Genomic DNA, 26,660 nt, shown 5'->3' on the forward strand with positions numbered 1-26,660 from the left:
GCAGGGTCCGGATCAGGGCCGGACGGCGGGCCGGCCGGCGTTCGTGGGGCCCCGCCGGGCCGTTCCGCCGGACGCCGTCGTGCGCGGCCCGGGGGCCAGGGCCGCGCGCAGCGCCGGGGTGAGGGCGTGGCGGGCCTCGGCGGGGGTGAGGGCGGAGGGGGTCGGGAGGGGGTTGACGTAGCGGGTGTAGATCAGGCCCCCGAGGATCGTCACGACGGCCGTGGCGCGGGCGGTCGCGTTCCGGCCGCCGAGAAATTCAACGAGGCGGGCCAGCAGCTCGTGTTCCAGGTATTCGCGGATCGCTTCGGCGGCCTCGTCCCCCTGCCCGGTGAGTCGGCGGAAGTCGGCGTCCTCCCACAGGTCCGTGACCGCGTCGATCAGCCGGCCGGGGAGGGTGGCCGGGTCGCCGCCGAGGACGTCGTCGACCGTCAGCGCGGTGGCGCACTGGAACTGCATCACGTCGGCGAAGAGGCCCTTCTTCGAGCCGAAGTGGTAGGCGATCAGGGCGGGATCCACGCCTGCGGCCGTGGCCACGGCACGCAGGGTGGTGCGCCGGTAGCCGTGCTCCAGGAACAGCGCGCGGGCCACCGGGACGATGGACTCGCGGGTCGGCGGATTGCCGCGGGGGCGGCCCCGGGTTCGGGGGCGGGCGGGGGCGGCGGGGGCGGTGGGGGCGGTGGGGGCGGGCGCGGCGTTATTCATCGGCGTTGAGCCTGCGTTTCGTGATCGGCACAGTCAAGGGCGTTCCGACCACCACACGAAGGACGAACCCACACCATGCGCATCACAGTCTTCGGCGCCAACGGACCCACCGGCCGCCGGCTCACCGATCAGGCGCTCGCCGCCGGCCACGAGGTCGTCGCCGTGACCCGCCGCCCGGGCTCCCTGGCCGAACGTCCGGGGCTCTCCGTGGCCGTCGCCGACGCCACCGATCCGGTGGCCGTGGACGCCGCGATCGGCAAGGCGGACGCCGTCCTCTCCGCGCTGGGCGCCCGCTTCAGCTCGGAGGTCATCACCACGTATTCGGCGAGCGCCGCCGCGATCACCGGGGCGATGGTCCGCCACGGCGTCGAGCGGCTCCTGGTCGTCAGCTCCAGCATCGCCGACCCGCACTGGCGGCCCACCGGCGCGCACTTCTTCAACCACGTGCTCGATCCGCTGGTGAACCGGCGTCTGGGCCGCACGCTCCACGCGGACATGCGCCGCATGGAGGACGTGATCAGGGGGACGGAACTCGACTGGACCCTCGTCCGGCCGTCGGGCCTCTTCGAGCACCCCGTGGTCACCGACTACCGCACGGCCGAGACCAGTGCGGACGGCGTCTTCACCGCCCGCTCCGACCTCGCCGCCGCCATGCTGCGGGAGCTGGAGGAGCGGCGGTACGTCCGCAAGGCGATGGGGGTCATCACCACGGACGTGAAACCGAACATCGCCAAGCTGATCCTGAACGAGGGAGTGAAGAAGAAGTGAGCCGTGCGCCCTTCGAGCTCCCGTCCTCCACGAGGGCGTTCCTGGCCCGTCCCGGCACGGCCACCCTCGCCACCCTCCGCCCGGACGGCACCGCGCACCTCACCCCGGTCCGTTTCACCTTCGACGAGGCCGCCGGGCTGGTCCGGGTGACCACCCGGGCGGGTGCCCGCAAGGCCCGGAACGTGGCGGCGGGTGGTCCGGCGGTCGGGCCGGCGGCCCGTGCGTCGCTGTGTCGGGCGGACGGCTTCCGCTGGGTCACCCTCGAAGGCCGGGCGGCCGTGACCGACGACCCCGTGCGCGTGGCCGAGGCGGTGCGCCGGTACACCGCCCGCTACCGGGTGGCCCCGCCCGACCCGCCGGACCTGGTCGTCATCGAGATCGCCGTGGACCGCGTGCTGAACCCCGACCCCCGACCCTCCGTGCAGAGAGCGAAGTGACACCGCGATGCCCACCGTTGCCGTCCTCGGTTCCACCGTCCACCACCGCGAGTCCGGTGATCCCGACGGGCTGCCGTTCGTCTTCCTCCACGGCAACCCCACCTCCTCCCACCTGTGGCGCAACGTCCTGCCGGGGGTGGCGCGGCCGGGCCGTCGGCTGCTGGCTCCCGACCTCATCGGCATGGGTGACTCGGGCAAGCCCGACCTCGCCTACTCCTTCGACGACCACGCCCGCCACCTCGACGCCTGGTTCGACGCCCTCGGCCTCACCGAGGCCGTCCTCGTCGGGCACGACTGGGGCGGCGCGCTCGCCTTCGACCGGGCCGCCCGACTGCCGGGCACGGTGCGCGGCCTCGCCTTCACCGAGACGATCGTCAAACCGCTGGTGGGTGACGAGTTCCCGGCCGCGGGCCGGGAGTTGTTCACCCTGCTGCGGACCCCCGGGGTCGGCGAGGAGATGGTCCTGGAGGACTCGCTGTTCATCGAGGGGCTCCCGGACACGCTCGCCACCGCGCTCGACCCCGTCGACCTCGATGTGTACCGCCGTCCGTTCCCGACCCCGCGCAGCCGTCGTCCGGTACTGGCGTGGACACGCATGATGCCGTTGGACGGCGAGCCCGCCGACGTCGTGGCCCGCGTCGAGCGCTACGACGCATGGCTGGCGGCCAGCCCCCACGTGCCCAAGCTGCTGGCCGCGTTCGAGCCGGGTCCGGGCGCCATGACGGACGCGGGGACGGTGGCGTGGTGCGAGGAGAACATCGCGGGATTGGAGGTGTCCCGGCACGGCGCAGCCGGCCACCACTCGCCGGAGGACCGCCCCCAGGAGCTGGCCGCGGCGATCGACACCTGGGCCACCCGCCACGGCCTGACGCACCGGTAGGCGGCGGGCGGTCGGGCTACGGGCGCCGGCACGGGCACGCCGCCCGGATCCTCGTCGCCGTTCCCGGCGGGATCCCGAACGAGACGGCCTACCCCTCGGCGGCCGTCAGCAGGGTCCGGACGGCCTCGCACAGGGCGTCGTCCTCGGGCACGCTGCCCCACTGCCCCGGCTGTACCGGCCGAACATCGGCGGTGAGCACGGAGTGCAGTACGGGCACCAGCGGCCGGGCCACCGGTCCCAGCGTCGCCAGGTCCTCCAGCGACCGAATTCCTTCGGCTCCGATGACGCGTTCCTCCCGGAGTGTCCTCCCCGCGACCGCGACGACCTCCCGGGCGTCGGCCGGATCGGCGGTAATCCGCCACAGCGCATACCGGGACCGGACGAGGCCCCAGCCCAACCGAACGACTTGCGGCGCGTCCCGGATCGCCGCGGCCAGGGAAGCGGCAGCCGGGCCCAGTTCTGCCAGCAGCTCCGGGCTCGGACGCTCCGCCCCGGGTGCCAGTAGGGCTGTCGGATCCCCGGTGAGCCGCCAGTGGCGTTCGGGTGCACGCCGGTCCGGTCCTCCCAGCGAGGCCTCGACCACCGGCAGGGCCGCCGCCCGGGCCTGCGGCGTCCCGATGGCCACCAGGGCGTCGAGCGCCCACGGCCGTGCGTCCGTATCGAGCAGGGCCACTAGGTCCCCGGTGGCGGGCGCCGCCGAGTCCCCCCAGTGCGCCAGCACCCTCAGCAGGCCCCGCCGTTCATCGAGGGTCGGCGCCGTGCGCAGTCGGTCCCGAAGGGCGGGCAGCAGGTCGGCGGCGAACGGACGCAGCGGGTTCAGCACGTCGCCGAGCGAAGGCATGTGCGTCGCGCCGTGGCCCGTGGCGGTCCTCAGCCCGTGGAAGGGGCGGCGCAGCCGGTCGGCCGCCAGGGGGACGGCGCGCGGATCCCCGATCCGCACCAGTGCGTGCAGGGCTGACGGCGCCACATGGCGCTCCTCGTCCGCACAGGCCGCGACGAGTTCGTCGGCCCAGGGCTCGGCGCGCCGGCCGGCGCCCGCGAGCACGGAGACGGCCCGGCGGCGGTACCGTGCGGCCGGGTCGGACAGCCGGGCCGCGACCAGGGGCAGGAGGGTGCGCACGGGCGAGCGCCACCGGCTCATCAACTCGGCGGCCACGGGGAGGGCGTTGCCGTCGCCCCGCTCCAGCAACGTGGCCGCGAGGCGGGTGCGTCCTTCGTGGTCGTCGCCGAGCAGCCGGTCGATCCGGGTGGGCAGCCACTCGGCCCGACCCGGACCGGCCCAGGAACGCTGCCACGTCTCGGTGCGGGCGGCGCCGATGTAGGCGGCGACCTCCTCGAGGTGGCGGGGGTCCCGGCCACCGAGTCCGCTGCGGCGCAGAGCGAGGACGCCGGCGAACCGTTGGTCCGGGTCGGGGTGCGCGGGGAGGGACGTGAGCCAGTCGATCACCTCGGGCGGCCACGCCACCGGGGTGTGCCGCAGAAGCTGGCCGGCGGCGAAGACGAGTCCGACGGCTGCGCTCTTATCGGGCTCCACCTTCCAACGCGCGTGGAGCGCGGGGAGGACGTCGGCGGCGCCGGCGACGGCTTGGGCGAGCGGGAAGGGGACCATGCGCCGTACCTCGGGATCCGGATCGGCCAGCAGTGCCAGTAGCCGGGGCGTGGCGCGTTCCCATGCCGGGAACCAGGGCGCGGCGACGAACGGCGGGCGCGACGTGCGCCCGTCCCTGGCCAGCTTGCCGATGAGGCTGAGCGCGGGTAGCCGTAGGTCACGGGCGGGGTCGTGCGCCCAGTCCAGCAGGACGGGCAGCACCGGCGGGGCGGCGGAGACCAGCGTGCTGCCCTGGTGCTGGAGGCAGTCCCACAGTTCGGCGAGGGCGCGTTTCGACCGCGCCGGGTCGGTGCAGGCGGCGAGTACGTCGGGGATGTTCTCGGCCGAGCCGCGGAAATGGTCGAGCTCTGACCACGTGACAGGGTCCGGTGTGGTGGTGGTTTCCTGGGACATCCAGGCGACTTCTTCTCGAATCGGGCCGTACGAAAGGCCGATGATGTGATGAGGGGAATCCTAGGGCCGTCCGGGGCGGCACGGTCCCATCGTTCATGGCGCCGCCCGTGCGCGGGTCCGTCAGCCGGCGCTGATGGCCGGCGCCTTGGCGAGCACCGGCATGCTCGACGGATCCGCCCAGGTCGTGGCGGTCGGCCTCGACGGCCGCCCTCCGGCACGACCTTCGCGAGCCGAACGGTTCCTGGACACCGTTCGCGCAGGTCACCGGCTCGAAGGGACGCGACCCCCTCCCCGCGGGACAGTGCCGCGTCACCACCCTCCCCCGACGGCACCACGTACGTGTCCGCCATGGCCCGGAGGCCGCCCCCAGACCGTCCACGTACCGTCGCGCACGCGGAAGCGGTGGTGCATGGCACCGTCCGTGCGCGTCGCGTGAACGAGACGCCCTAGCGGTACGAGCGTTGGGCCTCGACCATGCGGTGTACGGAGCCGTCGATGTCCGTCCGGGCCTGGACGCGTTCGGCGAACCCGGGGAACTGGCCGGCGATGGCGCTGAGCAGGCGCAGTTCCAGCGGGGCCACGTTGATCTCGCAGCGGTCGCGTTGGACGGCCCGTACGACGGCGTCGGTGACCTGTCGGGGCGTCACCGTCCTGATGCCGCTCGGCGGGGTGGCGCCCGTGTCCGCGAACATGCCCGCCTCGCGGACGAAGCCGGGCTGGACGATGGACACGCCGACCCCGGTGCCCCTGAGGTCCTGGCGCAGGGCGAGGGCGAAGCCGCGCAGCCCGAACTTCGTGGCGTTGTACAGGGAGGTCGATCGGGTCGCCGCCTTGCCGGAGATGGAACCGACCAGGACGATGTGTCCCCGCCCGCGGGCCACCATGTGCTCCGCGAGCAGTCGGGCGAGCAGTACGGGCGCGCGCAGGTTGACGTCGAGGGCACGGTCGAGTTGTTCCTCGGTGTAGTCGAGGAGGTCGCCGCTGGCGGGCAGGGCGGCGTTCGCGACGAGGATGTCGGTCGCGGCGCAGGTTTCCGCGAGCCGGCGGACGTCGGACCGGAGGCCCAGGTCGGCGACCACGGTGCGGGCGCCGCAGGCGTCGGCGGTGGTCTTGAGGGCCTCCTCCCGACGCCCGGTGAGCGTGAGGCGGGCTCCTCGCGCCGCCAGCCGCACCGCCATGTCGGTGCCGAGGCCTCCGGTGGCCCCGGTGAGCAGAACGTTCGATCCGGATATGTCCATGATGACTCCCGTACGGCTGCCCTCAACTGTTCGTTCGAACGAACAGTAGGGATCGTCCCGCCGGCTGTCCACACCGCGTGGCGCTCCAACTCTCCCCACCCGCAAGGGTGATCGTGATGGTCGATGGGGCAGGATGTCGACATGTCCCATGCTTCCGAGACCCGCCAGAGCATCATCGACGCCGTGCTGCGGATCATCGGGCAGGACGGCATCGCCGCCGTCAGCAACCGGCGGATCGCCAAGGAGGCCGGGGTCTCGCTCGGGTCGGTCACCTACCACTTCGCCACCCAGCACGAGCTGTTGCGCGAGAGCCTGCTGCACTTCGTGGCGGAGGAGACCCGGCACTTCACGGCGCTCGCAGACGAGTGTTCCGACGAGCGCTTCGACATCGGGCAGGCGGCCGAGGTGGTGGCTCGGGTCGCGGGCGGCAACGTCTTCGACAGCCGCCACATCGCACCCTTCGAGCTGTACGTACAGGCGGGTCGCGACGAGCGGTTGCGTGCCGCCGCGACCGAGTGCTTCGCCGCCTACGACCTGCTGGCCACCCGGATCCTGACGCACCTCGGCGTGCCGGACCCCGAACGTCTGGCGGGCGTTACCGTCGCCCTGGTCTTCGGCCAGCAACTGCGTCGGCTGGCGACCGGGGCACCCGCGGAGGAACTCGTCGACGCCCTGCTGATCCTCACGAGGTTCGCTCCGACGCAGGCCCCGTAGACCCCTCGGGCGGGTCGGGTTCGGGGTGCTGGCCCGGTCCGGTGGGCAGGCCGGTCAGGGGCGTGGGGGACAGTGCGGTGGGTTCCTCACCCTGTTCGAGGAGCGTGTCGGCGGCCCCGACGATCAGCGGGTCGGGCCGGCCTATGGCGTCCGCGTCCTTGTTGTCGTAGTCGACGCGCCACAGCAGGCTGCGCATCGCCGCCAGCCGTCCGCGCCGCTTGTCGTTGCTCTTGACCACTGCCCAGGGCGCGGCCTCGGTGTCGGTGGCACGGAACATCGTGACCTTGGCCCGCGTGTAGGCGTCCCACAGGTCGAGGGAGGCCAGGTCGGTGGGCGACAGTTTCCACTGGCGGACGGGGTCCACCTGCCGGATCGCGAAGCGGGTGCGCTGTTCGGCCCTGGAGACCGAGAACCAGAACTTGACGAGCAGGATCCCGTCGTCGACCAGCATCGTCTCGAAGGCCGGGCACTGCCTCAGGAAGAGGTCGTACTCGTCGTCCGTGCAGAAGCCCATCACCTTCTCGACGCCGGCGCGGTTGTACCAGGACCGGTCGAAGAAGACGATCTCCCCCGGGCCCGGCAGGTGCGCGACGTAGCGTTGGAAGTACCACTGTCCGGCTTCCCGCTCGGTCGGCTTGTCCAGGGCGACGATGCGGGCCCCGCGGGGGTTGAGGCGTTCGGTGAAGCGTTGGATGGTGCCGCCCTTGCCCGCGGCGTCCCGTCCCTCGCAGAGGACCAGCACCCGGGCGCCCGTCTCGCGCACCCAGCGTTGCAGCTTCAGCAGTTCGATCTGCAGGATGCGCTTGTCCCGTTCGTACTCGGCGCGCCGCACCTTCCGCGGGTACGGGTAGTTCTCCTGCCAGGTCCGGATGGGCGCCCCTCCGGCGTCCAGCAGGACGGGTTGCTCCGGCCTGCTCGCGTCGACGCTCAACCCCGCAAGCAGGTTCTCGCCCGGTTCCACCGCTTCTTCTTCCACTCCGCGCGCCTACCCGACGATGCGGGGAAGAAGCGCGGAGGGCGGGGCGGCAACCGTGTGGTTGCCGCCCCGCCCTGCGGGGACTGCTGCCGCCCTCCGCGTCCGGCGCGGACGCTCAGATGCCGCGGGGGCCGTCGTAGTAGCCGCCGACCTGCCGGTGGTAGTCCGCGTCGCCGAGGTGCTTGTCCTTCTCGAACTCGGGAGCGTTCTTGATCTGCTCCTTCGTGCGGTCGACGTAGACCTTCTCCTCGCCCGGATCGATACGGGTCACCGTGCCGGCCGGGAGGAGGACTTCCTTGCCGAAGATCCACGGGCCGGTGTCGACCACGATGTAGGCGGAGCCGACCTCGTCCGAATGCTTGTCGACCTTGCCGATGGAGCCGTCGGCGGCCTCCACCTTGTAACCCGTCAGGTCGACATCGGTCAGACGGCCGGACGTTTCGCGGTAACCCCATACGTTCTCGGTCATACGAAATCCCCTCCAATAAGCTGAGAATCAGCGCCCGTCCCCCGAAATTCGGGTGGGACGGGCAACCTCACGAAAAGTCGCCTGCCCCGGCGAATTCACTTCACACCCGGAAATCCGATGGACCTTTCCGGTATCGCCCGGCCGGCCGGGAGCCGGCGGGAACGGCCGGGAGCGGCCGGGAGCGGCCGGGAGCGATCACACATGAGCGTGGGGCCCGTCCCCTCGACCGGGGCGGGCCCCACAGCGCATCGCCGCAGAACAGCGGCGTGTCTACCAGCGGTACCATCGACCGCTGCCGCCCTTGGGGCGGGCGACGAACCCGACCAGCCACAGCACGAGAACGGCGATGGCGACCCACCAAAGGATCTTCACCGCGAAACCGGCGCCGAAGAGGATCAGGGCGAGCAGAAGAACAAGAAGCAGGGGAATCATGGTTATTACCTCCGAGGCTTCGAATGCCCCCGCCGTCCTCGATCATGCATGCGAGGTTTTCGTGTTTTTCATCGGCGCGGGAGATCCGCGGGCGCTCGGCCCGAACGGTAGATTGCGCAGCCGGGTCCTGGAGGAAGGTGGCCGCCCCATGGGCGTCGTACTCGCCGAGGTGACACCGCTCGCGCTGGGCATCGCGCTGTCCCCCTTCCCCGTCCTGCCCGCGATCCTGCTGCTCTTCGCGCCGCGGCCGCGGGCGGCGGCCGGCGCCTTCCTCGCCGGCTGGACGGCGGGGATCCTCGCGGTGACGGTCGCGAGCACGGCCCTCGCCTCGGTCGTCGAACGCCAGGAGGAGACGCCCACCTGGGCGTCCTGGACCAAGGCCGTCCTCGGCGTGGCGCTCGTCCTGTTGGCCGTCCGGCAGTGGCGCTCCGGCGCCGACAAGGACACCCCGGCGTGGATGCGGGCCCTCACCGCCGCCACCCCGGCCAAGGGACTGCGGTTGGGCCTGCTGCTCTCGACCGCCAACCCCAAGTCCCTGCTGTTGGCCGTCGCGGCCGGATTGACCATCGGCGCGGCCGAGTTGGGCACCGCCCGCGCCGCCACCGCCGTCGCGGTGTTCACCGCGATCGCCGTCGCGACCGTCGCGCTCCCCCTGCTCCTGCACGTCGTCCTCGGTGAGCGGGCCCTCGCCCCGTTGGGGCGGACGAGGACCTGGTTGGAGACCCACAACGCCGCCGTGACGGCAGTGGTCATGGCCGTGATCGGCGTGCTCCTGATCGTGGAGGGCGCCGCCGGGATCTGACGTACGGCGTTGGCGTCCGGCGTCGGGATCGGCAAGACTCGCGCGCATGGTTTCGGTGGTGCAGAACGTGGCGATCGACTGTGCGGATCCCTATGGGCTGGCGCGGTTCTGGAGCGGTGTGACGGGCTGTCCGCCGGATCCGGATGACGAACCGGGTGCCATGGAGACCCAGCTGACTCCGGCACAGGGCCCGGTGCTGTACTTCAACCGGGTGCCCGAGGCCAAGACGGTCAAGAACCGGATCCATCTGTGCCTGCGCCCCGAGACCTCCCGCGACCTGGAGGTGGAACGGTTGCTGGGCCTCGGTGCCACCCTGGTCGCCGATCGCCGCGATCCCGACGGTTCGGGCTGGGCGGTCCTCGCGGATCCCGAGGGAAACGAGTTCTGCGTGCTGCGCAGCGCGTCCGAGAGGGCCGCCGCGGACCTTTGATCCGCGCGCACCGGCCCGACCCGCCCCGCCGAAGTTACCGCGGGGTAGCCAGGTGGGGCGTCCGAGGGTAGCGTCGGCAGCCGAGAGGGGAGTCCCATGCCTCGTACGTTCACGGTGTCCGACAGCATCGTCGTCCTTGCCGAGCCCGCCGATGTCTACCGGAAGGTCTCCGACCCCGCCCGCATGGGGGACTGGAGCCCGGAGAACCTCGGTGCAACCGTCCACGGGGGCGCCGCGCAGGCGCGCGTGGGCATGGTGTTCGACGGTCGCAACAAGCGCGGCGCCTTCCGGTGGACCACCCGGTGCACCGTGACGGCGGTCGAGGAGGGCCGGCTGTTCCGGTTCCGGGTGCACGCGATCGGTGTCCGGCAGCCGCGCGTACGCGGCCCCATCGCCACCTGGGAGTACCGGTTCGAGCCCGTCCCGGAGGGCACCCGGGTCACCGAGACGTGGACGGACGACCGCCGCTCGTGGCCCGACTTCGTGGCCCACGCCTTCGACCGGATCGCCACGAAGGGGCACACCTTCGCCGACTTCCAGCGGCGGAACATCCGCACGACCCTGCGCAACCTCAAGCGCGTCCTGGAGCAACCGGCCGCCGCCGAGGGGTGACCCTCCCGCGGGCCGGCGCCGTCGTCGCGAACCGGGGCGGGCGCGGGGTCGGGGTCGGGGTCGGGACATGGGCTCCCCTCGGGAGCCCCTCCGTGTGACCCGCCGTACGCCGCCGCGGGGCCCTTCGTACGCCGTCGCGCCCCCCGGGGCCCGTCGCCGAACTCCCGTCCGCCCCGCGACTCCGGGCGGCGGGGGCACGACTCATCGCCCCGGCTGCACCGGCCGCAGGCGGGAAACCGCGTGCTCCTGGCCGGTCGTGCCCTCGCGCATGACCTGCGCCCGGTCCATCACCGCCCACCCGGCAGCGCCCTCGGCGTTGACCTCGTCGCGTGCGGCACGCACTCCGTAGTGCCCGTACAGCTGCTCCTCCTCCGACACGGAGAGCACGCTCCCGCAGTCCAGCGCCGCACAGGGAGCCTGCTCGATCAGCGTCACCGGATAGGGCACCACCAGGCACCCGTCCTTCCACTCCGCCTTCCGCAACGGGACGAACACACCGCCCAGCCCCGAAGCCCGGTCGATGATCCTCGCCCATTCGGGCCTCCCGGTGGTGTCGTCCACCAGGACGTACTCCACCTGTCCCAGTCGCTGCCCCTGGTCCGTGTGCGCCGCGCATCCGGCCATGCCCGTGAGCTGGTCCTGAGTGATCACTGCTGCTCCTCTTCCCACTGCCGTGTGCCGTGTGCTGTCGTCCGTCGGCTACCCGCGCAGGCCGACGGGAAGCACCGCCGGCCCGTCGTACGCGTACGGGCGGCAGTCGGGCCCGCGCGACGCGCCCGACGGATTCCCTTTCGGCTTCCGTAACGGGGGCCGTGACGAGGGGCGGCCCTTGGCGTCCGTCACGGGGCCGGGGGGCGGCGCCCTCACGGGGCCCCGCCGTCGGTTCGGACGGTGTCGGCCGGGGGTTGCCCGGAGTGGAGAGCCGCGGCGCAGGTGAGGGTCCCGGCGACGAAGTCGGCGCAGCGGGCGATGTTTTCGAGGCGGGCGGCGGCCGGGGTGCGGGGGCCGAGGACTCCGGCGCCCTGTCGTGCCGTGGCGGCGAGGTCGGCGGCGGCGCGGGCGGCGGCCGTCATCGACCGGTGGAGGACGTCGTCGTCGACGACGTAGCGCCGGCGGCCGCGTGCGCCGCGTTCTCGGCGGACGAGGCCCTGACCTTCGAGGAAAGCGACCGCCCGGGAGACCGGGGCGGGGCCGGCCCCGAGGCGTCGCACCAGTTCGGCCGCGGTGAGGCCCCCGTCGGTGGTGTGGAGGCCGGCCAGCGCACGGGCCGGCATCACGGGCAGGCCGGATCGCATGAGCGCGGCGGCGAACAGCTCCTCGTACTCGCGCACCGCTTCGGCGTCGCGCCCCTGGGGCGACTGCTCCCGCACCCCACGGTGCGGGAGCCGCCCGCGTCGGCGGGCGCGGCGTTCGGTGGCCCGGTGGGCCACGTCGGCGCGGTAGGCGGTGGAACCTCCGTTGCGGAGCACCTCGCGGGAAACGGTCGAGGTCGGCCGGCCTAGACCCCGGGCGATCTCGGCGTAGGCGAGGCCCTCGGCGATACCCAGGGCGATCCGGTGGCGTTCCCCGAGGGTGAGCCTGCCTCCCGACATCACGGGCTCCTTCGGGGTCGATGAGGTCGATGGGGCCACCAGTAAAGCGTTCACTCTCAGTTCATTGCAACACAACGAACCGGCTCGTTGCGTTAATCGGTAGGGCATTGCAACGAAATTGACACTCTGAGCTGCAAAAATACTGGCTCGATGCAACGAACATGTTGCCCATTCCATGAACGCAACTTAATGTTTCCATCATCGGAAACAACGAGCCCAAGGAGATCACCGTGCAGAAGTTCGACACCCCCGCCCCGGTCGCAGCCATCCTCGACATCCCCGCCGGACGCGTCCGGCTCATCGCCGCCGACCGCCCCGACACCACCGTCGAGGTCCTGCCCGCCGACCCGGCCAAGGCGCGCGACACCAAGGCCGCCGAACAGATCAGCGTCGACTACCGCGACGGCGTCCTGCGGATCGCCGCCGCCCCCGCCAGGAACCGCGTCCTCGGCAACCCCGGATCCGTCGAGGTCACCGTCCAACTCCCCGCCGGTTCCCGCGTCGAGGCCACCATCGCCGACGCCGAGTTCCGCGGTGTCGGACGCCTCGGCGACGTCACCCTCGAAGCCGCGCGGGCCGCCGTCAAGCTCGACGAGACCAACGCCGCCCGGCTCACCCTCCAGGCCGGCGACGTCACCATCGGCCGCCTCGGCGGACCCGGCGACATCAAGACGCAGAAGGGCGACCTCAGCATCACCGAGGCCACCCGCGGCACCGTCACCCTGCGCACCGAACAGGGTGACATCACCATCGGCGCCGCCCGCGGCACCTCCGCCATCCTCGATGCCGGCACCCTCCACGGCCGCATCCACAACAGCCTCAACAACGCCGACGGCCCCACCGCCACCCTCACCATCCACGCCACCACCGCCTACGGCGACATCACCGCCCGCAGCCACTGACGAGCCCGCACCCGGCCCCCGTACCCGAGGGCCGCGCGCCCGCGCCCCGTATCCCGCGCCCCGTATCCCGTACCGACTCCCGAGGATGACGAAGAAGATGAGCACCACTCAGGACTACCAGGCCGCCGAGCAGCTCCTTCGCCGGCCCGCCCGCCCCGGCGAGCTCGTCGTCGGTGACAAGGTCAGGCCGCGGTGGATCGACGGCGGTACCCGCTTCCGGTACGCGGTGAGCGACGGCGTCGGCAAGCGGTTCGTGCTGGTCGATCCCGCTGCGGGCACCCGGGAGCCGGCGTTCGACCACGCCCTGCTCGCCGCCGCGCTGACCGCCGCGTCCGGTCAGCTCGTCGACCCGGGCTCCATGCCGTTCGCGGACATCGAACTCACCCCGAACGCGGTGGAGTTCGCCGCGTTCGGCGAGTACTGGCGCTGCCGCCTGGACGACTACGTCTGCGAACGGGCCGAGTTCACCCCGCCGGGCAACCCCCTGGAGGTGCTGTCACCCGACGGGAGGATCGCGGTGTCCCGGCGGGGGTACGACCTGTGGGCACGCTCCCTGTCCGACGGCCGCGAGTGGGAGTTGACCACCGACGGCGCGCCCGACCACCGGTACGGATGCGGTCCGGACGCCACGAGCAACGGCACCCTGCTGCGCAAGATCGGCCTGCCGCACCTGCCGCCCGCGGTGGCCTGGTCGCCCGACTCGACCAAGGTGCTGGCGCACCGCACCGACGAGCGCGACGTCCGACGGACCCACCTCGTCGAGGCCGCGCCCGCCGACGGCGGCGCGCCGGTCCTGCACACGCAGCGGTACGCCCACCCCGGGGACGAGAACCTGCCGCTGGCCGAGCTCGTCGTGCTGGACGTCGCCTCGGGCACGGTGGTCCGCGCGCGGGCCGAACCGCTGCTGATGCCGAACGTGTCGCCGATCGCGACCGAGTGGGCGTGGTGGGCCCCGGACGGTTCGGCGGTGTACTACCTCGACCGTCCCCGTGACCTGCGCACCCTCACCCTGTACCGGTTGGACCCGGTCACCGGCGAGGTCACCGCGGTGCTCGGTGAGACCGGTGACACCCGGGTGGATCCCAACCAGTGGCTGTACGAGCCGCCGATCGTGCGGGTGCTCGCCGACGAGGTGCTGTGGTACTCGCAGCGGGACGGCTGGGGCCACCTGTACCGGTACGACCTGCGCACCGGCGCGCTGCTCGGGCAGGTCACGTCCGGGGCGTGGGGGGTGCGGGAGATCCTGCGCGTCGACGAGGCGGAACGGGTGGTGTACTTCACCGCCGCCGGGCTGGTCGAGGAGGACCCGTACCGGCGGACGGTGTGCCGGGTCGGCCTGGACGGATCCGGGTTCGTCGAGGTCACCGACGACGGACTCGACCACGTCGTCACCGTGCCCGACCACCAGGAGTACTTCATCGACTCCGCGTCGACGGTCGACACCCCGCCGGTGTCGCGCGTGCGCGACTGGGCCGGTCGGGTGCTCGTCGAACTGGAGCGCGCCGACATAGGGAAGCTCACGGCGACCGGCTGGACGGCTCCGGAACGGTTCCGCGTCAAGGCGGCCGACGGGGTGACCGACATCTACGGGGTGCTGTACCGGCCGCGGGGGTTCGACCCGTCCCGACGCTACCCGGTGGTGGACAACGTGTACCCCGGTCCGCAGGTCAACCGGGTCGCTCCGTGCTTCGACCCCGGCGGGATGGGGCTCGACGCGGAGCCCCTCGCGGCGCTGGGCTTCGTCGTGGTGGCGCTGGACGGGCGGGGCACCCCGGGGCGCGACAAGTCGTTCCACGACGCCTCGTACGGTCGCCTGGCCGACGCGGGCTGCCTGGCGGACCACGTCGCGGCGCTGCGGCAGTTGGCCGGGAGCCGGCCGTGGATGGACCTGGACCGGGTCGGCGCGTTCGGCCACTCCGGGGGCGGTTTCGCGGCGGCGCGGGCGGTGCTGGACCACCCCGAGGTGTTCAGGGCGGGGGTCGCGCTCTCCGGCTCGCACGACGCCCGCGTCTTCAACCCGGGCTTCGTGGAGACGTACGACGGCGCGGACGATCCCGAGGCCTGGGCCCGTACCTCCAACGTCGGCCTCGCGGAACGGAAGGCGGACCGGCCGGCGGGGAAGCTGTTGCTCGTGCACGGGGAATTGGACGACCAGGTCCACCCGTCCCACAGCCTGCGGCTGGCGAACCGGCTCCTGGCCGCCGATCAGGACGTCGAGCTGGTCGTCGTGCCGGGGGCGGAGCACACGTTCATCGACTGCCTGGCCCACGTCCGCACGCGCGCCTGGGACTTCCTGGTGCGCGCGCTGATGGACGCGCAACCTCCCGCCTACCGCCCCGCCCGCATCCCGATCGGCCCCGAACTGCTCGGCGAACTGTTCTCCTGACCGACGAAGGGCCCGGGGCACGGAGCGCTCGGACTCCGCGGGGGGGGGCGCGCCGGCCGCCGGGGCAGGTCGGCGAAACCGACGCGGATGCCATCGCCGTGATGGGGTTACGCGGCTGCGGCGCCGCGGAGGTCCTGGGCTGCGCGGCAGACCGCCGCGGAGACCGGGGAGGCGTGCTCGGACAGGGCCGTCAGGCGGTCCCGGAGGGCGCGGCGGCGGTCGGACGACAGGGTGGTGGACAGTTGGCCGCCCGCGTGCGCGAGTCCGGCCAGCAGCGCGGCCCGGCCGTCGGCCCCGGCGCCACCGGTTCCACCCGCGTCGGGTGCCGGTCGGTCGGCGGCGGCGGCCACCGCCGCCCGTACTTCCCCGGCCGCGGTGAGGCCGTCGGCGGTGAGGTCGGCCCGGTTCAGGGGGAAGACGCCGAAGACCCTGGTCATGCGCTGTTCCAGCAGGCCGTCCTTCTCCAGGCCCCTCAGCACGTTGTGGATCGATTCTCGACCGTCCCTCCGGACCCAGTACAGCCACTTTCGACCGGGTTCCGCGGCGATCCTCTGCCACACCTGCCTCAGCACGGCGTCCTGCGGAGCGTCGCCCGCCGCTTTCGCCGTGCCCGCCTCGTCCGTCAGGGCGCCACCGTCGAGGAGTTCGGCCAGCATCGCACCGCGTACGGCCGGGGCCAGGTACTGCCGGACCGGAAGCTTGCCGCCGTCCTCGTCGAAGGCGAGCAGGATCATTTCGCCTGCCAAGGTCATCTCAGCTGTTCCTCTCGTACGGGCACCGCACCGGCAACGACCACCGGGTTTCCGGCAGTCTGCCCTGCGGGAGCACGTCGTTCACACTTCCGCACCCGCCGGTTCGGCCTCATCAGGTGCTCGGCACGGCTCCGCACGGCTCCGCACCGGCCGGACGGGATGCCGCGGGCCGCTCCGGAAGTCGTTGGCCGTCGGGTAAGGCGCCCTGGCACGCTGAACGGCATGGATGCTCCTCATGTCCCTGACGCCCCTCATGTCCGACAGGCCCGTCGTCTCGTCCGTGACCGGTTTCCCGACGCGCTCTCGGTGGTCCTCGCCGGGTCCACGGCTGCCGGGCGGGCCACCGCGAGCAGTGACCTGGACATCGCGGTGCTCGTCGAGGACGGTGGCGTGACCCACCGGGAGACCGTCCGGTTCGAGGGACGGCTCGTGGAACTCTTCGTCCATACCCGGGCCGGTCTCGGCGAACTCTTCGCCGCGGACGTCGCCAACCGGCGGGCCGCCATGCAGCACATGTACGCCACCGGTCTCGTCCTGGTCGACGTGGACGACGAGGCCCGCCGGGCCCGTGCCCTGGCCGAGGCCGACCTGCGCGCGGGGCCGCCCGTACCGGACCCGCCGACCGTCGAGGCGAAGCGGTACGGGTTGACGGACTCCCTCGACGACCTCGCCGACGCGACCGACCCCGTCGAGGGTCTGGCCGTGGCCGGGTACGTCCTCACGACGGCGGCCGAACTGCTCTGCGACCACCATCGGGCGTGGACGGGAGGCGGCAAGTGGCTGCCGCGGCGGCTCCTGGAGGCCGACCCCTCGCGGGGGGCCGCCCTTTTGGAGGGACACCTGCGCATGTGTCGGGCGGGCGACCCGACGGCCCTGACCGACGCGGCGTCAGCGGTCCTCGACCTGGTCGGCGGCCCCCTGCGCGAGGGATACCGGAGGACTTGGCAGGGCGCGGCGCCGTCGGCTCCGTAGCCGCTGCTCGATCCGACCGGCCGCCGGTGTCGGTGGGCGCACCGGACAGGGCCGGTGCGCGCACCGGCCGGTGTCAGGGCGCGTACCCGCCGGTGTCGGTGGGCGTACGGGATCGGGCCGGAACCCCGGGCGGGTGCACGGGGTGTGGTGGGCGGGTGATGCTGGGGCGCGGGCGGTGGCGTCGGCGGGCACCTCGTGCGTCCGCCCCGCAGGATGGGGCGCGTATCCCCGCCTCCCCCCCTGTCTGGAGCCCGTCGTGCTGGAACGCACCCTGCGCAAGGACCGCACCAAGATCACCTTCGTTCTCCCCGCGGACATCCCGCCCGGCCCGGTCAGCGTGGTGGGCGACTTCAACGACTGGCAGCCCGGCGTCCACACCCTGCAGCCCCGCAAGGACGGGAAGCGGGCCGTCTCCGTCGACCTGCCCAGCAAGAGCAGCCATTCGTTCCGCTACCTGGCCGCCGGCGACTACTGGTTCAACGACGAGGCCGCGGGCGACCACGACGGTCCCAACAGCCGCCTCCACACCTGAGACCCGCTCCCGGTCCGCGGGCCGGAAGGCCTCCGGTCCCGGCGCCGGTCCACCGCCGCGCCGGTCCGCGCCGGCCGGGGCGGGTGGCCGGGCGCCGGTGGTGGACGCCCGGTGGTGGACGCTGTTCGGTGGGCGCCGGTCGGTGGGCGCCCGTCAGTGGACCTTGAACATGTAGCTCTTGACCGCGGCGGCGTCGAGGTTCCAGAACGTGACCATGGGGTTGGAGTCGATGTTCACGAAGCCGCCCTGGGGCAGCTTGACTGAAACCGGCCCGCCCACCTCGTCGTTCGGGGTGCGGTCGTGGAAGAACACCTTCACCGCCGTCCTGTTCTCGGTCCGCGAGCCGCCTTCCCGGTAGAGGCGCACGGCCGAGTACGCCTTCTCCCCCGGGCCGATCGTGGCGGCCGTCCGCGCCGGGGACTCCATCGGGGGCGGCTGGACCTCGGAGTCCGTGACGAAGCGGACGATCGGGTAGAAGTACAGCGTGCAGGTGCTGGTACCGGTGTTGACGGCCGTCATGAACAGGTTCCGCTCGGAGTCCTGCCGCTCGAACGACCCGGTGATCGACACGTTCGCGGCCGTGCAGGGCGCGGCCGTGCTCCCCGACGCCCCGGGCTTGGCCGACACGGTCGGCTTTGCCGACGCCCCGGGCTTGGCGGACGTACTCGGCCTGGCGGACGCACCGGGAGCGACGGAGCCTCCGGACCCCGCCGAAGGGGCGGCCGTTCCGGCTCCGGACGCGCTCGGGGTACCGGACGCGGACGCGGACGCGGATCCCGACGCGGACGCGGATCCCGACGCGGACGCGGATCCCGACGCCCCCGGAGTACGGGACGCGCCCCCCGCGCCGCCTTCCGCCTCGCAGGCCACGGATGACAGGAGCGCGACGACGGTCGCGGCCCCGAAGACGTAGTACTTCAAACCCATGCGAGCAGCACGCATGTTGAACCCCCGTTTGTACTGTCACGTGCGTCGTTGACGTGGCTGAAAGATAGGTGCGCGGGGGGTGCGGGCGCGGCCCACCAGGAGGTGATCGTCCGCTGCTACTCGTGGGGTAGCGGATGTACCACCCTGGGTGTACGAGCGTCCGGACCGGGCCGTTTACGCTCGGGGCATGGCATTTCGGGGAGGGCGGTGGGGAGCCGTACGCGCCGTGCTCCCCCAGGTGGCCGACGCGGTCTACGCGGTCGGTTCGCTGGCGATTTCGGCGTCGATGCTCCACAACTGGCCCGACCCGACGAACCACTGGCGGGACTCCGACGCCCTGGCCTACGTCCTCGTGGCGGCCGTGTACCTCCCGTTGGCCGTACGGCGTCGCGCACCGCTGTTCGTCTTCGCCGCGAACGCCGCGGTCGTCCTCACGTATCTGACCCTGGCGTACTACCACCCGGTGGTGGTGTGCGGTCTGGCCCTCGCGAACTACACCGTCGCCGCGCACCGTCCGCGCGAGGTGTCCGTCCCTTGCACCGTCGTCACCTGGCTGGTCCTCCTGTGGGGGACGCGGCTGGCCGAGCCCGGCATCGGCGCGCTCAGCGCCGCCTTCGTCACGGCGACGGCGGCCGTCACCTGGGTCACCGGGGACGTGTCGCGCCGTCTCGCGGAACGCGGCCGGCGGCTGGCCGCGTTGACCGAGCAGTTGCGGCGCGAGCAGGAGGAGCGGACGCGCAGGGCCGTCTCGGACGAGTGCATGCGCATCGCCCGCGAACTCCACGACGTCGTCGCCCACCACGTGTCCGTCATATCGATCCAGGCGGGACTGGCCGACTACGTCTTCACCACGGACCCGCCGACCGCCCACAAGGCCGTCGGCGTCATCACGGACAGCGCCCGGGACGCCGGTGACGAGATGCGCCGGATGCTCGCCGTCCTGCGGCACGGCGTCCAACACACGGCGCACGACCGCACCGACGCCCTGTCCGACGCGGACGGCGCGGCTCCGGGGATGGCCCGGCTCGCGGAGCTCGCCGACCGGGTCCGGGCGGCGGGCGTGCCGGTCCGGATCACCGGGGACACCCTCGCCGACCCGCTGCCCGCCGGCCTGGACATGTGCGTGTACCGGGTCGTGCAGGAGGCCCTGACCAACGTGCTCAAACACGCCCCGACGGCCACGGCCACCGTCGCCCTGTCGCGCGGCCGAGGCACGGTCCGGGTCCGCGTCACCGATGACGGGCCGTCCCGGCCGGTGACCGGACGGCGGGACGGGGCGGGCCACGGTTTGATCGGCATGCGTGAGCGGGCAACCATCTACGGCGGGACCGTCACGGCCGGTGCCCGCTCGCAAGGGGGATTCGAGGTCGATCTCGTCATGCCCGTACCGGACGTGTGACGACGGGTCGGCGTCGGGTCGGTGACAGGTCGGCGACGAGGAGAGCCGTCGTCTGGGGGAACAGAGCACATGCCCGAGGTCCTTGTGGTCGACGACCAGATCCTCGTCCGCTCCGGACTGGCCGCACTGCTGCGGGCCGCACCGGACATCGAGGTCGTCGCCGAGGCCGACAGCGGCGAGGAGGCCGTGGCGCTGGCCGCCGAACTGCGCCCCGACGTGGTCCTGATGGACGTCCGCATGCCCGGCATGGGTGGCATCGCGGCGACGCGCGCGATCGTCGAACGGTCACCGGCTCCGCACCCGAGGGTCATCATGCTCACGACCTTCGACCTGGACGTGTACGTGTACGACGCGCTCCGGGCCGGGGCCAGCGGCTACCTGCTCAAGAACACCCCGCCGCAACGGCTCCTGTCGGCCATCCACACCGTCCACGCCGGTGACACGCTGCTGAGCCCCGCGGCCCTCGCCGGACTCATGAAGGCCTGCGGACCCGGCCCGGAGCGCAGTCGTCCGCGCCCCGATCTCGGTGCCCTGACGCCGCGCGAGGTCGAGATACTGACGCTGGTCGGCACCGGCCTGTCCAACAGCGACATCGCGGGCCGGCTCGTGCTCAGCCCCGCGACCATCAAGACGCACGTCCACCGGTGCATGACCAAACTCGCCCTCACCAGCCGCGCCCAGGCCGTCGTCTTCGCCTACGAGGCGGGCCTCATCACGGCCTGACGGGTGGTCACGGGCCCGGCCCCGGCGTCGGCGCCGGCCGCGGCAAGGTGGCCGGACCGGACCGGACCGGACCGGGTCAAAGGCCGGCTTCCCTGCCGCATCGGGGCCAGGCCTCGGGGCCCTGGACCTGCATGACGCGCTCGGCGACGTCGATCTGTTGGGCCCGGTCGGCTTCGTTCGCGCGGGCGGCGAAGTGCGTTCCGCCGAAGGCGGTCCAGGTGGACGCGGTGAACTGCAGTCCGCCGCTGAAGCCGTTCCCGGTGCCGGTCGCCCAGTTCCCGCCGGATTCGCACGCGGCGACCCGGTCCCAGGGGGTGGGATCGGTGGCCGCCTGCGCCGTCGGGGCCACGACCACGGGCAGGATCACTCCCGCCGTGAGCAGGACCGCCGCAACGGCTCGGGCAGCGAACATGACGGGTCTCCTTCCATCGACTGCCCACCACCCTGACCCGGATCGACGGACCGCGGGTCGACCGATCGGGGTACCCGGGGTGACGACCGGACGGCCCGATTCCGCTCTGCCCCGGACCTTCCGGGGCGGCAGCTCGGTGGCTACGGAGGGTTGCGGCGGGGCCACGGACGGTTCCGAGACGTGTGGGAGAGGTCCGGCGTCGCCTCCGTCACGACGATCGACCGGCTTCGGGCGGCGGCGGCAGGGGTGGCGGGGCGGGGCGGGGGGCGGCGTGCGCGGGCGGTGCGGGACCCGGGCGCCCGCCCTGCCGGCCCGGGCCCGCCGGGGCGGGCGGGTCAGGGACGGAATGGGTCGGGTCGGGTCGGGTCGGCGGCGGTCGGCTCGGGTCAGTCCCACTGCTCGTCCGCCAGGGAGGCGACCGGGGCCGGCTTGCCGATGAGGGCCAGGGCGATGAAGAAGTTGATCTGCCCGATCGCGATGGTGAGGGTGGCGAGGGCCTTCTCGTCGTAGTGCTTCGCGGCCTCCGCGTACAGCTCGTCGCCGACGCGCTCCCGGCCGCGCGGGGCGGGTTGGAGGACCGCCTCGACCAGGGCGAGCGCGGCCCGCTCGGCCGGGGTGAAGTACGGGGCGTCCTGCCAGGAGGAGACGGCCGTGATGCGCTCCTCGGACTCGCCGGCCTTGCGGAGGAAACCGGTGTTCAGGACGGTCAGGTAGGTGTTGCCGACGATCTGCCCGGCCCGCAGGTGGACCAGGCTCATCGTGGCGCGCGGGACGGAACGGTTGCCCGTGGCGCGGAACAGGGCGGCGCTGATGTCGTTCAGCTCCGGAACGAACTCGGCCGGGTTCGCCATCCGCGAGATCGGGTCGGTGATGGCCTTGCTGTCGACGTCGGTCCCGGCGTTGGTGTCGGTGTCGGTGTGCGTGTTCGTCATGGCGGTCTCCGGTGGCTGGGGCCGTTGCTCGCTGCGTCGGCTTCACTGCACTGACGGACGGGCCGCCGGGAGTGTGACAGCTCCCGGGAAAAAACTTCTGCCGGTGTCGTCGCCCGTCATCGGTCGCCCGTCACCGGTCGCGCGACGAAGGACGAGGGAGGAAGGACGAGGGAGGAGGGCGAGGGCCGCGCCGGTGCGGGTCAGCGGCGGGTGAGGAGGCCGCGTTCCAGGGCCACGACCACCGCGTGGGTGCGGTCGCTGACGTCGAGCTTCGCGAAGACCCGCAGCAGATGGGTCTTCACCGTGGCCTCCGCGATGACCAGGCGGCGTCCGATCTCCACGTTGGAGAGCCCGTCGGCCACCGCGTTCAGCACGTCGACCTCGCGGGCCGTGAGCGGTACGACGGCGGGCCTGCGCATCCGGGCCACCAGGCGGGCCGCGACCCGGGGGGCGAGTACGGTCTCGCCGCGGTCGGCGGAGCGGATGGCGTCGACGAGTTGCTCGCGGGTGGTGTCCTTGAGGAGGTAGCCGATCGCCCCGACCTCCACGGCGCGCTCGATCTCCTCGTCGGTTTCGTAGGTGGTGAGGATCAGCACCCGGGTGGCGGCCGGGCCGGCGACGATCTCGGCCGTGGCGCTCGCCCCGTCGAGCACGGGCATCCGCAGGTCCATGAGAGCCACGTCGGGCCGCAGCCGCTCGACGAGTTCGACTCCGGCGCGGCCGTCACCGGCCTCGCCGACGATCTCGACCGTGGGCTCCTGCGCCAGCAGGGCCACGACGCCGGCCCGCATCACCGTGTGGTCGTCGACCACGATCACCCGCAACGGGGGCTCGTGCCCGGCCGGTACGACCGGCTGTCCCTGTCGGGCGGGCCGGTCGTGCTGATCGTGCTGGACGGGCCGGTCGTCCCGTGCGGGCTGGTGGTGCCGGTCGTCCCGTGCGGGCTGGTCGTGCCGTGCTGTCATGTCAGTCCTCGGCGTTCGTGGGGATCAGGGCGAGGACGCGGGTGCCGTCGCCGAGCGAGCTGGTGAGCGTGAGGTCGCCGCCCAGTTCGGCGAGGCGTTTGCGCATTCCGTTGAGACCGAAGCCGCGGGAGTCGGCGACGACGAAACCGCGCCCGTCGTCGGTGATCTCCAGTTCCACCCCGTACGGGCGCTGCGCGAGGACCACGTCGACGGCGGAGGCGTCCGCGTGCTTGCGGACGTTGGCGAGCGACTCCTGGGTGCAGCGGAGGAGGGCGATCCGTGTGGGTTGGTCGCACTCGACGTCCTCCAGGTCGGCGGTGACGGGGAGCCCGGTGTCCTCGGTGAAGCGGTCCAGGGTCCTGCGCAGCGTCGCGGCGACCGATCCGGGAGCGAGTCCGCTCTGCGGGGCGGAGCCGACGAGGATCCGGGCCTCGGCGAAGTTCTCGCGCGCCGTCTGCTCGATGGAGAGGAGTTGCCGGGCGCTGCGGGCCGGATCGTCCGCCAGGCCCGAGCGGGCCGCCTCGGCCAGCACGATGATGGAGGCGAAGCCCTGCGCGAGGGTGTCGTGGATCTCCCGGGCGAGCCGCTCGCGTTCCTCGGCCGCGCCCTGGAGCCGGTGGGCCTCGGCGAGGCTCAGCTGGGTGCTGGCCAACTCGGCGCGCAGTTGGGCCCGTTCATCGCGCAGTTCCAGGGCGCGGGGGGTCAGGAGGGCGACCAGGACGCTCACCCCGTACACCGCGAGCGAGGAGATGGTGTTGGTGGTGAGGTGCTCGGTGTTCCAACCCGCGCGCAGGGTGCCGCCGACGGTGATGGCCGCGGCGCCGAGGCCGCTGAGGACGATCGCTGCGCGCAGGCCGTCGGCGAAGATCACGAACTGGGGGAGCGCGAGGGTGTAGAGCACCCCGTAGCCGTCACGGAGGTAGGAGAGGCCGGCGAGCGCGACGAGGAGCACACCGAGGTGGGCGTAGCCGCCGCGGACGGGGTTGCCGGGCAGTTTCCGGACGGTCCCGTAGCTGGCGCCGAGGGCGGCCAGCAGCACGAGCGACCCGTACTTCGCCGTGTTCGAGAGGTCCGCGAAGACGGTGGTCAGGATCAGGATTCCGATGACCGCCCAGGACAGGACGTCCCACCAGTGGAGCATCCATATCCAGAACGGGTCGCCGCGCCGGGGCCGTTGAAGCATGATCGTCAGCCTACGTTCCGCACCGCGCGGCCGGTCGGGCCGGTGGTGGTGCGGGCGGCGGTGGTGGCTTCTGTGGTGGCCTCGGTGGGAGCGGTGCCCGGAGTCGTTCGGCGTGAGCGGCGCAGCGGGCTCCAGGCCCGCTCGCCCAGGAGGAGCAGCAGCGCGGGCAGGACCATGAGGCGGACGACGACGGCGTCCAGCAGGACGGCGAGGGCCAGGCAGAAGCCCATCTGCTTCATCTCGGTGAGGTGCAGGGCGACGAAGGCGCCGAACACCGTCACCATCACGATCGCGGCGCTGGTGACCACCTTCGCGGAGCGTCCGATGCCGTCGAGGACGGCTCGGCGGGCGGTCATGCCCCCGTCCATCGCCTCCTTGATCCGGCTGACGACGAACACCTGGTAGTCCATGGACAGTCCGAAGAGGATGACGAAGAGGAACAGCGGGACCCGGGAGGCGATCGCGCCGAGGGAGTCGAAGCCGAGGACCCCCTCCGCCCAGGTTCCCTGGAAGACCGCGACGAGGGCGCCGAGTGCCGCGCCGGCGGAGAGCAGGTTGAGGACGACGCCGATGAGGGCGACGACGACCGAGCGGAACGCCCACAGGGTCATCAGGAAGGTCACGAGGAGCAGGAAGCCGAGGACCAGGGGGAGCTTCGCGTTCTCGTGGTCCACGTAGTCCCGGCCGCGCGCCACGTCGCCGGAGACGGCACTGTCGATGCCGGTCACCCGGCCGAGCGCGGCGGGCAGGTGGACCTGGCGGAGCCGGGTCAGGGAGTCCCCGGCCTCCTTGGAGGTGGCGGTGTACGGGACCGCCACCTCCAGGACGCTGATCAGCCCGTCGGCGGAGGTGAGGATGCGCGGCTCGGCGTGGGCGGCGAACAGGGGGTCGCCCTGGGTCCGTCGGCCGAGGTCCGTCAAGGCCCGGTGGACGTCGGCCGTGCGGTCGGGGCCGGCGGCGCGGACGGTGACGCGGTGCTGGGACGACAGCTCGGGGAAGGCGGCGTTGAGCCGGTCGTAGACCTGGACGGCGGGGATGTCACGGGAGAAGGTGTCGCGGCCCGGGTCGACGAGCTTCAGGCCGAGGGCGGGCGCGGCGAGGCCCAACAGGAGCAGGACGGACAGGCACAGGGTGAGTACCGGGCGGGTGCGGGCGGGCTTCAGCAGGGCGCCGGTGAGCCACCCGGTGCCGTCCTCGCCGTGCGCGCGGTCCTGGCCGTGCGCACCGGCCGCGCCGTGCGCGCGGTCTCCGGCGCCGCGGCGGGCGGCGCGGGTCGGCTTGCCGCGGCGGGCGCGGCGTTCGGTCCGGCGTCCGACGCGGCGGGCGCGGCGTTCGGCGGTGTGGGCCGCGCGGCGCTCAGCCCGCCGTCCGATCTTCACCAGCAGGGCGGGCAGCACGGTCAGGGAACTGACCACGGCGACCGCCACGACCAGGATGGTGCCGGTCGCGAGGGAGGAGAAGATGACGTCGGTGGCGAGGTACAGGGTGGCGGTGGAGACGATCACGGCGAGCCCGGAGACCACGATGGCGCGTCCCGCGGTCGCGGCGGCCAGTTCCACCAACGCCTCGGAGCTCAGGGTGCCCCGGGCACGGGCCCGTTCCTCGCGTTCGCGCTTGAGGTAGAAGAGCGTGTAGTCGACGCCGACCGCGAGACCGACGAGCAGGATCATGTTGGTGCCGACGCCCGCGTCGGGGAGGAAGTGGGAGGCCGCCATGGACAGGCCGAGCGCCGCCGCGATCGACGACAGGGCCAGCAGCAGCGGCACGGCTGCCATGACCACGGACCCGAAGACGAGCAGCAGGGTGATGAGGGTGACCGGGAGGGTGATGCGTTCGGAGAGCGCGAGGTCCTCGTCCCGCTGGTCGTTGACGCCCTTGCTGATGGCCGGTGAGCCGGTCTCCTCCACGATCAGGTCGGGGTGGGCGGCGCCCACCGCCGCGGTCTGTTCGAGGAGCGGGACGACGTTCTTCCTGCCCTCCAGTTCGGGGCCGTGCATGACCACCGACACCATCAGGACGCCGCCGTCGCGCGAGCGGACCGGCTCGGCCACCGTGTCGACCTCGGGCAGGGCGCGCATCCGCGCGGTGAGGTCCCGCGCGGCGGCGCCGGCCCGGTCGGTGTCGAGGGCGCGGCCGCCGTCGCGGGAGCGGATGAGTATCTGCTCGGTGGGCCGGCGCTCCAGGCCGCCTTCGGCGGCCATCGCCTCGGCGCGGCCCGCCTCACCGACGCGGAAGTCGACGGAGGTCGCCTGGTTGGTGCCGACGGCGATGCCGACACCGAGGCAGAGGATGACGAAGGCGAACCATCCGGCGATGGCGGCCCACGCGTGACGGGCGCTCCATCGGGCCGCGCGAACGGGAAGTGAGGTCATGTCAGGAGCATGCGCGGCGGGGTGGTGCGGGCATGACGTCCTGCGGACTGAACCTGTTGTCCACCGGTCGGTGGACAAGGACAGGGGTGGGAAGGTGGCCAAGGCGGACGGGCCGGCGGGCCGTTCGGCGTGGGCCGTTCGCCGTTCGC

The 26,660-nt window shown here is 72.8% G+C and carries 29 protein-coding genes; 14 read left to right on the top strand and 15 right to left on the bottom strand.

The features are described 5' to 3' along the window. Positions 1-12: 12 nt before the first annotated feature. On the bottom strand, positions 13-702 hold the full coding sequence (locus ACFVS6_RS20275; RefSeq protein ID WP_389705511.1) for a TetR/AcrR family transcriptional regulator: 690 nt from the start codon (positions 700-702) through the stop codon (positions 13-15). 75 nt (positions 703-777) lie between these two features. Between ACFVS6_RS20275 and ACFVS6_RS20280 the strand changes: the two genes are divergently transcribed. From ACFVS6_RS20280 to ACFVS6_RS20290, 3 genes are read left to right on the top strand one after another with little or no spacing between them, the layout of a single operon-like run. Continuing rightward, positions 778-1,470, top strand: a complete 693-nt coding sequence (locus ACFVS6_RS20280) for an NAD(P)-dependent oxidoreductase (protein ID WP_389705513.1) — start codon at positions 778-780, stop codon at positions 1,468-1,470. Continuing rightward, positions 1,467-1,907 (top strand): pyridoxamine 5'-phosphate oxidase family protein, encoded by a 441-nt coding sequence (locus ACFVS6_RS20285; protein ID WP_389705515.1) that lies wholly within the window; start codon positions 1,467-1,469, stop codon positions 1,905-1,907. Before ACFVS6_RS20280 ends, ACFVS6_RS20285 begins: the two co-directional genes overlap by 4 nt. Before the next feature lie 7 nt (positions 1,908-1,914). Next, positions 1,915-2,787: a haloalkane dehalogenase gene (locus tag ACFVS6_RS20290; RefSeq protein ID WP_389705517.1), complete on the top strand. Its 873-nt coding sequence runs from the start codon at positions 1,915-1,917 to the stop codon at positions 2,785-2,787. Positions 2,788-2,875: 88 nt separating this feature from the next. On the opposite strand, the gene ACFVS6_RS20295 is transcribed toward ACFVS6_RS20290, so the two are convergent. After that, the gene (locus ACFVS6_RS20295) at positions 2,876-4,789 is read right to left on the bottom strand and encodes a HEAT repeat domain-containing protein (RefSeq protein WP_389705518.1); all 1,914 of its coding nucleotides are present in this window, start codon (positions 4,787-4,789) and stop codon (positions 2,876-2,878) included. 446 nt (positions 4,790-5,235) lie between these two features. Further along, on the bottom strand, positions 5,236-6,027 hold the full coding sequence (locus tag ACFVS6_RS20300) for an SDR family NAD(P)-dependent oxidoreductase (RefSeq protein ID WP_389705520.1): 792 nt from the start codon (positions 6,025-6,027) through the stop codon (positions 5,236-5,238). A 141-nt stretch (positions 6,028-6,168) separates the two neighbouring features. On the opposite strand from ACFVS6_RS20300, the gene ACFVS6_RS20305 reads away from it, so the two are divergent. Then, positions 6,169-6,741: a TetR/AcrR family transcriptional regulator gene (locus ACFVS6_RS20305; protein ID WP_389705521.1), complete on the top strand. Its 573-nt coding sequence runs from the start codon at positions 6,169-6,171 to the stop codon at positions 6,739-6,741. Here the strand turns inward: ACFVS6_RS20305 and ppk2 are convergent. The 3 genes from ppk2 to ACFVS6_RS20320 form a co-directional block, all read right to left on the bottom strand. Further along, positions 6,710-7,717 carry a polyphosphate kinase 2 gene (ppk2, locus tag ACFVS6_RS20310; protein WP_389705523.1) on the bottom strand — a complete coding sequence of 336 codons (1,008 nt, stop codon included), beginning with the start codon at positions 7,715-7,717 and terminating at the stop codon, positions 6,710-6,712. The genes ACFVS6_RS20305 and ppk2 overlap by 32 nt on opposite strands. A 115-nt stretch (positions 7,718-7,832) precedes the next feature. After that, positions 7,833-8,186 (bottom strand): PRC-barrel domain-containing protein, encoded by a 354-nt coding sequence (locus ACFVS6_RS20315; RefSeq protein ID WP_389705525.1) that lies wholly within the window; start codon positions 8,184-8,186, stop codon positions 7,833-7,835. A gap of 270 nt (positions 8,187-8,456) precedes the next feature. Continuing rightward, complete coding sequence (locus ACFVS6_RS20320; RefSeq protein ID WP_389705459.1) at positions 8,457-8,618, bottom strand: hydrophobic protein; 162 nt, start codon at positions 8,616-8,618, stop codon at positions 8,457-8,459. A 148-nt stretch (positions 8,619-8,766) separates the two neighbouring features. On the opposite strand from ACFVS6_RS20320, the gene ACFVS6_RS20325 reads away from it, so the two are divergent. The 3 genes from ACFVS6_RS20325 to ACFVS6_RS20335 all read left to right on the top strand — a co-directional run bounded on the left by ACFVS6_RS20325 (position 8,767) and on the right by ACFVS6_RS20335 (position 10,462). Continuing rightward, complete coding sequence (locus ACFVS6_RS20325; protein ID WP_389705527.1) at positions 8,767-9,420, top strand: GAP family protein; 654 nt, start codon at positions 8,767-8,769, stop codon at positions 9,418-9,420. Positions 9,421-9,466: 46 nt separating this feature from the next. Then, positions 9,467-9,850, top strand: coding sequence for a VOC family protein (locus ACFVS6_RS20330; RefSeq protein ID WP_389705529.1), 384 nt, complete (start codon positions 9,467-9,469; stop codon positions 9,848-9,850). Positions 9,851-9,946: 96 nt separating this feature from the next. Continuing rightward, on the top strand, positions 9,947-10,462 hold the full coding sequence (locus tag ACFVS6_RS20335) for an SRPBCC family protein (protein WP_389705531.1): 516 nt from the start codon (positions 9,947-9,949) through the stop codon (positions 10,460-10,462). Between the two features lie 201 nt (positions 10,463-10,663). Here the strand turns inward: ACFVS6_RS20335 and ACFVS6_RS20340 are convergent, their stop codons facing one another. Both ACFVS6_RS20340 and ACFVS6_RS20345 read right to left on the bottom strand, forming a co-directional pair. Next, a complete protein-coding gene (locus ACFVS6_RS20340; protein WP_389705533.1) occupies positions 10,664-11,113 on the bottom strand; it encodes a hypothetical protein in 450 nt (149 codons plus the stop codon). 212 nt (positions 11,114-11,325) lie between these two features. Continuing rightward, the gene (locus ACFVS6_RS20345; protein WP_389705534.1) at positions 11,326-12,054 is read right to left on the bottom strand and encodes a helix-turn-helix domain-containing protein; all 729 of its coding nucleotides are present in this window, start codon (positions 12,052-12,054) and stop codon (positions 11,326-11,328) included. A gap of 230 nt (positions 12,055-12,284) precedes the next feature. Between ACFVS6_RS20345 and ACFVS6_RS20350 the strand changes: the two genes are divergently transcribed. Further along, on the top strand, positions 12,285-12,956 hold the full coding sequence (locus tag ACFVS6_RS20350) for a DUF4097 family beta strand repeat-containing protein (RefSeq protein ID WP_389705535.1): 672 nt from the start codon (positions 12,285-12,287) through the stop codon (positions 12,954-12,956). Between the two features lie 97 nt (positions 12,957-13,053). Next, positions 13,054-15,342 carry a DPP IV N-terminal domain-containing protein gene (locus ACFVS6_RS20355; protein ID WP_389705536.1) on the top strand — a complete coding sequence of 763 codons (2,289 nt, stop codon included), beginning with the start codon at positions 13,054-13,056 and terminating at the stop codon, positions 15,340-15,342. A 107-nt stretch (positions 15,343-15,449) separates the two neighbouring features. On the opposite strand, the gene ACFVS6_RS20360 is transcribed toward ACFVS6_RS20355, so the two are convergent. Continuing rightward, positions 15,450-16,094, bottom strand: a complete 645-nt coding sequence (locus tag ACFVS6_RS20360) for a GPP34 family phosphoprotein (RefSeq protein WP_389705538.1) — start codon at positions 16,092-16,094, stop codon at positions 15,450-15,452. Positions 16,095-16,316: 222 nt separating this feature from the next. On the opposite strand from ACFVS6_RS20360, the gene ACFVS6_RS20365 reads away from it, so the two are divergent. Both ACFVS6_RS20365 and ACFVS6_RS20370 read left to right on the top strand, forming a co-directional pair. Beyond that, on the top strand, positions 16,317-17,066 hold the full coding sequence (locus ACFVS6_RS20365) for a nucleotidyltransferase domain-containing protein (RefSeq protein WP_389705540.1): 750 nt from the start codon (positions 16,317-16,319) through the stop codon (positions 17,064-17,066). A gap of 256 nt (positions 17,067-17,322) precedes the next feature. Further along, complete coding sequence (locus ACFVS6_RS20370) at positions 17,323-17,598, top strand: isoamylase early set domain-containing protein (RefSeq protein ID WP_389705542.1); 276 nt, start codon at positions 17,323-17,325, stop codon at positions 17,596-17,598. 153 nt (positions 17,599-17,751) lie between these two features. Here the strand turns inward: ACFVS6_RS20370 and ACFVS6_RS20375 are convergent, their stop codons facing one another. After that, complete coding sequence (locus tag ACFVS6_RS20375) at positions 17,752-18,168, bottom strand: DUF4232 domain-containing protein (protein WP_389705544.1); 417 nt, start codon at positions 18,166-18,168, stop codon at positions 17,752-17,754. Here ACFVS6_RS20375 and ACFVS6_RS20380 point away from each other — a divergent pair. The 3 genes from ACFVS6_RS20380 (at position 18,158) to ACFVS6_RS20390 (ending at position 20,647) form a co-directional block, all read left to right on the top strand. After that, positions 18,158-18,511 carry a hypothetical protein gene (locus ACFVS6_RS20380; protein WP_389705545.1) on the top strand — a complete coding sequence of 118 codons (354 nt, stop codon included), beginning with the start codon at positions 18,158-18,160 and terminating at the stop codon, positions 18,509-18,511. The two genes, ACFVS6_RS20375 and ACFVS6_RS20380, sit on opposite strands and share 11 nt — an antisense overlap. Before the next feature lie 201 nt (positions 18,512-18,712). After that, positions 18,713-19,924: a sensor histidine kinase gene (locus ACFVS6_RS20385; protein WP_389705547.1), complete on the top strand. Its 1,212-nt coding sequence runs from the start codon at positions 18,713-18,715 to the stop codon at positions 19,922-19,924. A gap of 69 nt (positions 19,925-19,993) precedes the next feature. Beyond that, positions 19,994-20,647 (top strand): response regulator, encoded by a 654-nt coding sequence (locus ACFVS6_RS20390; RefSeq protein WP_389705548.1) that lies wholly within the window; start codon positions 19,994-19,996, stop codon positions 20,645-20,647. 76 nt (positions 20,648-20,723) lie between these two features. On the opposite strand, the gene ACFVS6_RS20395 is transcribed toward ACFVS6_RS20390, so the two are convergent. The 5 genes from ACFVS6_RS20395 to ACFVS6_RS20415 all read right to left on the bottom strand — a co-directional run bounded on the left by ACFVS6_RS20395 (position 20,724) and on the right by ACFVS6_RS20415 (position 26,511). Continuing rightward, on the bottom strand, positions 20,724-21,059 hold the full coding sequence (locus ACFVS6_RS20395) for a transglycosylase family protein (protein ID WP_389705550.1): 336 nt from the start codon (positions 21,057-21,059) through the stop codon (positions 20,724-20,726). Between the two features lie 386 nt (positions 21,060-21,445). After that, the gene (locus ACFVS6_RS20400; RefSeq protein ID WP_389705604.1) at positions 21,446-21,910 is read right to left on the bottom strand and encodes a carboxymuconolactone decarboxylase family protein; all 465 of its coding nucleotides are present in this window, start codon (positions 21,908-21,910) and stop codon (positions 21,446-21,448) included. Positions 21,911-22,191: 281 nt separating this feature from the next. After that, complete coding sequence (locus tag ACFVS6_RS20405) at positions 22,192-22,956, bottom strand: response regulator (protein ID WP_389705552.1); 765 nt, start codon at positions 22,954-22,956, stop codon at positions 22,192-22,194. A 1-nt stretch (position 22,957) separates the two neighbouring features. Beyond that, positions 22,958-24,139 carry a histidine kinase gene (locus ACFVS6_RS20410; protein ID WP_389705554.1) on the bottom strand — a complete coding sequence of 394 codons (1,182 nt, stop codon included), beginning with the start codon at positions 24,137-24,139 and terminating at the stop codon, positions 22,958-22,960. A 5-nt stretch (positions 24,140-24,144) separates the two neighbouring features. After that, on the bottom strand, positions 24,145-26,511 hold the full coding sequence (locus ACFVS6_RS20415; RefSeq protein ID WP_389705556.1) for an MMPL family transporter: 2,367 nt from the start codon (positions 26,509-26,511) through the stop codon (positions 24,145-24,147). Positions 26,512-26,660: the final 149 nt, after the last annotated feature.

The sequence above is a fragment of the Streptomyces sp. NPDC057939 genome, assembly GCF_042887545.1.
Taxonomy (GTDB): Bacteria; Actinomycetota; Actinomycetes; order Streptomycetales; family Streptomycetaceae; genus Streptomyces.